This is a genomic window from Methylomagnum sp. (assembly GCF_054333355.1).
In genome coordinates, this window is the sequence record NZ_JBTEKS010000197.1 from 1 (window position 1) to 8,128 (window position 8,128).

Annotated in this window: 8 protein-coding genes; 5 read left to right on the forward strand and 3 right to left on the reverse strand. The window is 63.7% G+C overall.

Annotation, left to right across the window (positions count from 1 at the left end; genetic code table 11):
• Positions 1–477: 477 nt before the first annotated feature.
• On the reverse strand, positions 478–1,371 hold the full coding sequence (locus ACXWUF_RS14375) for a DUF72 domain-containing protein (protein WP_458495335.1): 894 nt from the start codon (positions 1,369–1,371) through the stop codon (positions 478–480).
• 279 nt (positions 1,372–1,650) lie between these two features.
• Positions 1,651–2,778, reverse strand: a complete 1,128-nt coding sequence (locus tag ACXWUF_RS14380; RefSeq protein ID WP_458495336.1) for an AI-2E family transporter — start codon at positions 2,776–2,778, stop codon at positions 1,651–1,653.
• A gap of 127 nt (positions 2,779–2,905) precedes the next feature.
• Between ACXWUF_RS14380 and fae the strand changes: the two genes are divergently transcribed.
• Positions 2,906–3,451, forward strand: coding sequence for a formaldehyde-activating enzyme (gene fae / locus ACXWUF_RS14385; protein WP_458495337.1), 546 nt, complete (start codon positions 2,906–2,908; stop codon positions 3,449–3,451).
• A 225-nt stretch (positions 3,452–3,676) separates the two neighbouring features.
• Here fae and ACXWUF_RS14390 read toward each other — a convergent pair whose 3' ends face one another.
• Complete coding sequence (locus ACXWUF_RS14390) at positions 3,677–4,189, reverse strand: O-acetyl-ADP-ribose deacetylase (RefSeq protein WP_458495338.1); 513 nt, start codon at positions 4,187–4,189, stop codon at positions 3,677–3,679.
• A 321-nt stretch (positions 4,190–4,510) separates the two neighbouring features.
• On the opposite strand from ACXWUF_RS14390, the gene ACXWUF_RS14395 reads away from it, so the two are divergent.
• From ACXWUF_RS14395 to ccmB, 4 genes are all read left to right on the forward strand, one after another.
• The gene (locus tag ACXWUF_RS14395; RefSeq protein ID WP_458495339.1) at positions 4,511–5,410 is read left to right on the forward strand and encodes a DNA-methyltransferase; all 900 of its coding nucleotides are present in this window, start codon (positions 4,511–4,513) and stop codon (positions 5,408–5,410) included.
• A complete protein-coding gene (locus ACXWUF_RS14400; RefSeq protein ID WP_458495340.1) occupies positions 5,407–6,477 on the forward strand; it encodes a hypothetical protein in 1,071 nt (356 codons plus the stop codon). Before ACXWUF_RS14395 ends, ACXWUF_RS14400 begins: the two co-directional genes overlap by 4 nt.
• A gap of 253 nt (positions 6,478–6,730) precedes the next feature.
• Complete coding sequence (ccmA, locus tag ACXWUF_RS14405; RefSeq protein ID WP_458495341.1) at positions 6,731–7,363, forward strand: cytochrome c biogenesis heme-transporting ATPase CcmA; 633 nt, start codon at positions 6,731–6,733, stop codon at positions 7,361–7,363.
• 150 nt (positions 7,364–7,513) lie between these two features.
• A partial coding sequence (gene ccmB, locus ACXWUF_RS14410; protein WP_458495342.1) for a heme exporter protein CcmB occupies positions 7,514–8,128 on the forward strand: 615 nt, incomplete at its 3' end.

Here is an 8,128-nt window from a genome sequence, read left to right on the forward strand (position 1 = left end):
GCCGTAACCCACCGCGCCAGCTGGCATGGTGGGTTACGGCGCACGGCAAAACTGACTGGAATATAAAGCATCTCATGATGTGCGCCTAACCCACCCTGCAAATACTTTATTACTCCCATTAAGCCTGCGTTAATCTCATTACGCTACTCTAAGCCATAACAGCGGCGGTTTTTGGCCGCAATGCGCGAGAGGCTCGCTATGAAACGCTTTTTCTGCTTGATGGCTCTTGGATTAATCCTGCTCCTGCAAGGCTGCGTCTATCACGGCCATCCCCACGGCGGGGCTTATTATGGTGGCTACGGATACCGGCCTTATTATGGGCCAGCTTATTACGGCCACCGATCCTATGGCGGACATGGACATGGACACGGACACGGTTGGGGGGGCCATGGCTGGCGGGGCTATGACCGGGGGCGTGGCTGGGGTGGCAGGCATGGGCATTGACGGCGCGGGCCGGGACAAATCCTCGCTTTTGGGCTATTCCAGAATCTCCATCAACTCCGCAGCGTTCCGCTGGGCGTAGTTGCCCATGTTGTTGTTGAACACCACATGCACCTGTGCCGCCGCGTCGGCCAGGGCGCGGATGGGGTCCGCCATCTCGCCTAGCTCGTCCCGTGAGTAGATGTAATTGAAGCGCTCCGCCGAGGACGCAGCACCCTTGATATTCCAGGTCGCCGCGTTGCGGCCATGCAGCCGGACCACCGCCACCTCCGACGAAGTCGCCTCCCACACCGCCGGAATGCTGTTGCCGAACCCTTGCGGCTCGTCCACCACCACATGGGCTAAATCATGCTTCCGCTCGAATTCCAACACTTCGGAGCGGTGCTTCTCGTCCAGCCAAGAATGGTGCCGGAATTCCACCGCGACCCGGCAACCGGCCATGATTTCGACGCAACGCTCGATATGCTCGAAGCCGTCCCGTCCGTACACGAACCACGGCGGAAACTGGAACAGCACCACGCCCAGCTTGCCCGCTTCCCGCAGGGGCCGAATCGCGCCGAGGAACCGCGCCCACAATGCCTCCCGCAAGTCGTCCGGCACGTCCTTGTAATAGACGTTGCGCTTCATCGCCGCCGGACCCAGCGCGGCGCGGATGTCCGCCGGCAGGGCGTTGGGCGGCGTCTGGTGCTGGGTGAACAGCCGGAAGCTTTTCACGTTGAACACGAACGCGGGCGGCGTCCGTTCCGCCCAGCGGGCCGCGTTCTTTTCCGACGGCAGGGCGTAATAGCTGCTGTCCACCTCCACCAGCGGGAAGCGCTCGGCGTAGAAGCGCAGCCGGTCCTCCGGCGTCTTGGCTTCCGGCGGGTAGAACAGCTTGGAATCAATCAGGCTTTGGTCAGTCCAGGACGCGGTGCCGATGAGGATGGACATGGGGTGGGTCTCCTTTTGATCCTTTAGGACTTACGCCGCCCTTATTATTCAATGACTTAAAAATTCGTAGTCCCGCCTTCAGGCGGCTGTTACGCCACCGGAAGGCGGGACTACGAGCCAAAAGCTGCGTAAGTCCTATCCGTTTGACCAGCTAGAGCGTTTTCGGATTGGATGTCCGGCCCGTGGGAGTGTGGGCTTTAGCCCACGTTTCGAGCATCAGTCGCGGGCTAAAGCCCGCTCCCACGGCCTAGCTGTCCGTACGCTCGGAATGAAAATGCTCTAAATGCGCGAGGAATCGTGATCTTGCGAATCAACCGCTTGCGCCGTGCTAGCCTTGTCAGCCGTCGGCTCACTGTTATCCAGCCAATCGAAAAAGATCGTGTAAGCCACGGCCAGCAGGGTCGTCCCGAGGAAAATGCCGATGAATCCCCAGGCCAGCAAGCCGCCGATCACGCCCACCAGAATGAGCAGGAACGGTAACCTGCCGCTCCGGCCAATGAGGTAGGGCTTGATGAAGTTGTCGATGACATTGACGAAAATGCCCCACGCCACGGTGAAGGTGGCCCAGCCGTCGCTGCCCTGGTAATGCAGCCAGAGGGCGACGGGAATCCAGACCAGTCCGGTGCCGACCTGCATCATCGCCGTCATGAAGCTTACGAGGCCCAGTAGCGGGGCGCCGGGAACACCCGCCACGGCGAAGCCTATCCCTGACAAAATGGCCTGGATTATGGCCGTGCCGATGACGCCCACGGACACGCCCTGAACGGTGCGCGCCGCGATATGCAGGGCATTGAGCGTTTCGGCCCCGCCAAGCCGCTGCGCGAACCGTTCGGCGACGGTGGCGGCTTTCTCGCCGTGGGCGTAGAGCAATCCGGCCATGACCGTGGCGAGAATGATGTGCAAGCCGGTCATCGCCAGATTGGCGCCCTGTTGCAGCAGCCAGCCCGCCACCGGGGCTATCGCGGGCCGGATTTTTTGCGGATCGAGCAGGGCGTTCAGCCTGCCCGCCCGCCATTCGGCGTCCAGCCTCCCCCCGACCAGCGGCAGCGCGCCCACCCACTCGGGAGGTCCGCTGGTGCGCAGTTCGGCGGCCCGACCGCTGAGGCTTTCCAGCGAGGGCAGCCGTTCCGCCGCCGCGTTGAAGGCGAGCATCACCGGCACCACGAACACCAGCAGAATCACCAGCGTCAACGCGACGGCGGCGGGTCCCCGGCGCCCGCCTAGCCAGCCAGCCACTTTCAGATAATACGGCCAGGTCGATAAGGCCAGGATGACCGCCCAGATGAAAGGAACCACAAAGGGCGAGGCCACGACCAGGCAGGCGTAGCCCAGAATCCCGACCAGCAGCAGGACCAGGACTTTTTCGACCAAGGCGCTGCTAGCGGGCAACACGGCTTCAAACTTCATAATCGGCTCCTTCTTGAGTGAAGTGAGTGGCGTGCGTTCCGGCGGGTTGATTCTAGCCGCCGATTTGCCCGGCCCCAAGCGCTTCTATACCATGCGCGCTTTCAGTCACCCTATGGAGGAACCCGCCATGTCCAACAAAATTATCTTCAAAGCCGGGGAAGCCACCGTGCTGGCCGCCGAGGACCAGGCCACCGACGCCATGCCGGAAATCCTGATTGGCTCCGTGGACGGCCCGGTCGGTCAGGCGTTCGCCAACATGATGGCGCAGTCCAAGGGCCACACCGCCATGTTCGCCATCCGCGCCTGCAACCAGATGGTCCGGCCCGCCACCATGATCGCGCCCAAGGTGACGCTGAAGGATTCGGCCAATATCGACCTGTTCGGCGGCGTGGTGCAGTCCGCCACCGCCGACGCGGTGCTGGATTGCGTGATCGAGGGCATCATCCCCCGCGACCAAGTGAATGATCTGTGCATCATCAGCCTGGTGTGGATCGACCCCCGCGCCGCCAAAGACCCCAATCTGGACAAGGCCGATATGTATCGGACCAACTACGAGGCCACCAAGCTCGCCATCCAGCGGGCGCTGAGCGACGAGCCGTCCATCGACGAACTCATCGCCAACCGGCTCACCATCAAGCACGATATGTGGGAAGAGGATTGGGAGGCGAAGTAGGCCGGGGATTCATTGCTCGGCATTGGCTGAAAAGGGCGGCTTCGCTCGCCCTTTTTTGTTGTCGGTGATTCAGCGGGATGTGAAGTCTCCGTAGGCCGGGCATTTACCCATGCCCGGCGCCAAGGGCCGTAGGATGCGCTGAGGAACGAAGCGCATCAATCGCGAACGATGCGGTTCCTGCGTCACCGCATCCTACGGACTACGGACTGACTTCTTGGGTATCTGCTAACCATCGGTATCCAAAGCCCCCCGATAAGCCCCCAGCACCTCCCCGCCGAAGCACACCAAATACACCTTCTCAATCCCCGGATACTCCGCCAATTCCGCCCGGATTGTCCCCACCGCCACCCGCGCTGCCCGGTCCAGCGGATAGCCATATACCCCACAAGAAATAGCGGGGAAAGCAATCGTCTTCAGGCCATGCGCCGCCGCCAGCCGCAGCGACTCCCGATAACAGGACGCCAGCAAGTCCGCCTCGCCCCGCCCGCCGCCACGCCAGACCGGGCCGACGGTGTGGATGACGTGTTTCGCGGGCAGGTTATAACCGGCGGTGAGCTTGGCCTGGCCGGTCGGGCAGCCGTGCAGGGCGCGGCATTCCTCCAGCAGCTTCGGCCCGGCGGCGCGGTGAATGGCGCCGTCCACGCCCCCGCCGCCCAGCAGGCTCTCGTTGGCGGCGTTGACGATGGCGTCCACGCCCAGCTTGGTGATGTCGGCTTGGATGATTTCGATTTGGTCCATGGTTTATTCCTCATGTGATGGAGTTTTAAGCGGGGTTGGCTTCGACTCCGCCCTTCGACTTCGCTCAGGCCAAGCTCAGCCAACGATTGCGAACAGCGACCACCCGCTATAGCCGTTCCCTGAGCGGAGTCGAAGGGAACAACGCCGGGCGGTTCCCCCGGAAGGGTCCGCTAACTGGCATAATTTGCCACCAAACTCCAAGAATGCGACCCCCTCAAAATAATGGAATCCCCCGACTCCCTCCGGCCTCACGAACCCCGCGAATCCTTTCACCCATCCCGCCGCACAGCGGAAACGCGCCGGAAATCGGCCTTTGAGCAAGTGCGCTCCATCGGAGAACAGCCCCGCGCCCACCTCTCCCCCCGCGCCACCTACGTCCTGGCCGACGCCATCCAATGGCTGGCCGAACTGCCGCCCGATTCCATCCACGCCGTCGTCACCGATCCGCCCTACGGCCTGATCGAGTACGACGACAAACACCATCGCAAGCTCCTGAAAGGCCGGGGCGGGGTGTGGCGCATTCCGCCCTCCTTCGATGGTGCCAAGCGCCGACCCCTGCCGCGCTTCACCGTGTTGTCGCGGGATGAAATCGCGGGGCTGTACAACTTCTTTGGCGCTCTGGCCTACGGACTGCGCCGCGCCCTGGTGCCGGGCGGGCATATCTTCGTGGCCTCGAATCCGCTGCTGTCCACCTGGACCTTCCACGCTTTCCAGCAAAGCGGCCTGGAAAAACGCGGCGAAGTGATCCGCTTGGTGCAAACCCTGCGTGGCGGCGACCGGCCCAAGGGTGCCGAGCATGAATTCGACGGCGTGTCGGCCATGGCCCGCTCCTGTTGGGAGCCGTGGGGCATCTTCCGCAAACCCTTGGACGGCACCGTGGCGGAGAATCTCCGCCACTGGGGCACCGGCGGCTTACGGCGGATTTCCGACACCGAGCCGTTCAAGGATGTCATCACCTGTTCGCCGACCCGTGGCCGGGAACGGGACATTGCGCCGCATCCCTCCCTCAAGCCGCAACGCTTCCTCCGGCAACTGGTGCGGGCCAGCCTGCCGCTGGGCGTGGGCATCGTCTACGATCCTTTCGCGGGCAGCGGCTCGACCCTCGCCGCCGCCGAGTCCATCGGCTACCACGCCATCGGCACCGACCGCGACACCGGCTATTACGCCATGGCTAGGGCTGCGTTCCGGTCGCTGGCCGACTTGGATGTGGACGCGCCGTGACACCCAACGATCTGTTCTTCAACTTCGCGCGGGGCTTTCCCGCCCGCAAGTTCTCGGCGGGGCTGCTGCTGGCCTTCATCGACTTCTTCACCCGGCTGGACGTGCCCGGCAGCGGGGCGCGGAACTTCGACGAGGTGCTGGAACGCTTCCCCCGGCAAGCGGCCACCAGCGGCGGCAAGCGGGCCAATACCCTGATCGTGTCCCTGCCCGGCGGTGGCACGCTGAGCCTCCGACCGTTCTACAACGCGGCGGAGCGGTTCTTCCGGGCCGAACACAAGCGTTTCGACTATCCCAGTTGCGCCCCGCACGCCACCCAGGCCTGGGCCGATTACACGCCGTGGCTGGACGCGCTGGCGGGATGCTCGGCGGACGAACTGGCGAAGCTGCGCCAGCGGGTCGCCGACCATGTGCTGGAAACGCTCCGCAGCCAAGCCTTCGATCCCAGCGCCGTGCGTCTGGAGCCACCGCTGTTCCGACGAATTCTGGAGGGCTTCGACATGACGGCCCGCAAGGGCGAACCCACCGGGGCGGCGTTCCAGGGGATCGTGTTCGGCTTCCTGCGGGCGGACAATCCGCATTTGCAGGTGGAGATCGACAAGGTGCGCACCGGCTCCAAGCGCTTGCAGCGGGTCGGCGACATCGACGGCTGGGACGGCGCCCGGCTCGCCATTTCGGCGGAGGTGAAGCAGTTCGACATCAAGCCCGCCGACGTGCCGGACCTGGAAGGCTTCGCCAACGAAACCGGGCGGCGCGGCACGCTGGGCCTCTTAGTGGCGCTGGGCTTCCGCGAGGACGCGCGGGACCGGATCGAGAGTTTGGGCTTGAAGGCGCTGGACACGGATGATTTGCTGCGGATTGTCGAGCTGTGGGATCCGCTCAAGCAGCGCACCGCCGTGTCCTCGCTGATTTATTACGCCCGGCATGTGGAGAAGAGTTCTTCGTTAGCGGAGCGGATTGATGCATTTTTGACGGGGGAGGAGGGCGGCGGAAACCAGCCCGTTGCCGACGTGGTGGAACATCAGGATAGCGGCGAGATGGGGTTATTTGATGAAATGCCAGACTTGTAGGATGGGTGAAGGCGCACAAGGGGTGGCTACGAGCCACCCGTGGTTCTCGCCGCGCCGTAACCCATCATCCTGGTCGGCACGATGGGTTACGGCGCACGGCAAAAGCTACCGGATGCTTCAACCCCGTCGTGTGCGCCTCCACCCATCCTATATGGCCTGACCGAATCGGGGGATATGCCGCAGCATCCAAGCCCGCCCCCGATTCTGCGATAATGCGCGGCCTTGTCCGCACCCACCCCGCCTGAATCTCTCCATGACCGGGACCGCCCCCATACTCCAAGCCCTGAACCTTGAATGCCTGCGCGGCGAAAGCCTGCTGTTCGAAAACCTGAGCTTCGGCGTCGCCCCCGGCGAGGTGCTGCAAGTGGAAGGCGCCAACGGCAGCGGCAAGACCAGCCTGCTCCGCATTCTGGCGGGACTCAGCCCGCCCAGCGAGGGTGAGGTGCATTGGCGGGGCGAGCCGATCCGGGGTTCCCACCGGGCGGTGTTCTTCGGAGAAATCGCTTATCTCGGCCATCACTTAGGACTGAAGGCGGAACTGTCGGTGTTGGAAAACCTGCGCCTTGCCTTCGCCCTTAACGGCGTGCCCGACTCCACCGAGCGGCTGGAAGAAGCACTGGAAGAGGTCGGGCTATTCGACCGGGGCGATTTGCCGGTGCGGGCGCTGTCCGCCGGGCAGCGGCAGCGGGTGGCCCTGGCCCGGATGATTTCCTCCGGCGCGGCGCTGTGGATCCTCGACGAGCCGTTCACCGCGCTGGATGTGTCCGGGGTCGCCATGGTGCAAACCCTGTTGGAGCGACACGCCGAGCGCGGCGGGCTGGCGGTGCTGACCTCCCATCAGGCGGTGGAGTTGCGGGGCGGTCTCAGTAAACTGGTTTTGGCATGAAAGACGTTTGCGTGATTCGCGTAGTTGCCCCCGCCGTTCGCCCTGACCCTTCGACTGCACTCAGGACAGGGGTATCGAAGGGTGAATGGCGGGGGCAACATTCCGCTCATGCTTCGATACCTCAGCACGAACGGAATGTGCGTAGTTCTGATGAATAATCTCTCCCGCGCCTTCCTGGCGCTGCTCAAGCGCGATTTGCTGCTGGCCTTCCGGCATCGTGGCGAATTGGCGAATCCCTTGCTGTTCTTCATGATCGTGGTGACGCTGTTCCCGCTGGGGGTCAGCCCGGAGGAGCCGCTGCTGCGGAAAATCGCGCCCGGCGTGATCTGGATCGCGGCCCTCTTAGCGGCGCTGTTCTCGCTGGAGAACATGTTCCGCTCCGATTTCGACGACGGCGCCTTGGAGCAGATGGCGCTGAGTCCCCATCCGCTGTCGGCGCTGGTGCTGGCGAAAGTGCTGGCCCATTGGCTGGTGTCGGGGCTGCCCATGCTGTTGATGGCGCCGCTCCTGGCGCTGTTCCTGTCCATGCCACCCAAAGCCATCTATGCGCTGGAACTCACCCTGCTGGTGGGGACGCCGCTGCTGAGTTTGATTGGCGCCATCGGCGTGGCGCTGACGGTGGGCCTCCGGCGCGGCGGGGTGCTGCTCTCCCTGCTGGTGCTGCCGCTGTATATCCCGGTGCTGATTTTCGCCACCAACGCCGTGACCGCCGCCGGGGCCGGAATGCCGGTCGATGGGCAACTTTATTTCTTGGCCGCTTTGCTG

Coding starts and splice junctions, on each gene's coding strand:
- ACXWUF_RS14390 (WP_458495338.1), bottom strand. CDS start 4,189: ATGGACCAAATCGAAATCATCCAAGCCGACATCACCAAGCTGGGCGTG.
- fae (WP_458495337.1), top strand. CDS start 2,906: ATGTCCAACAAAATTATCTTCAAAGCCGGGGAAGCCACCGTGCTGGCC.
- ccmA (WP_458495341.1), top strand. CDS start 6,731: ATGACCGGGACCGCCCCCATACTCCAAGCCCTGAACCTTGAATGCCTG.
- ACXWUF_RS14380 (WP_458495336.1), bottom strand. CDS start 2,778: ATGAAGTTTGAAGCCGTGTTGCCCGCTAGCAGCGCCTTGGTCGAAAAA.
- ACXWUF_RS14375 (WP_458495335.1), bottom strand. CDS start 1,371: ATGTCCATCCTCATCGGCACCGCGTCCTGGACTGACCAAAGCCTGATT.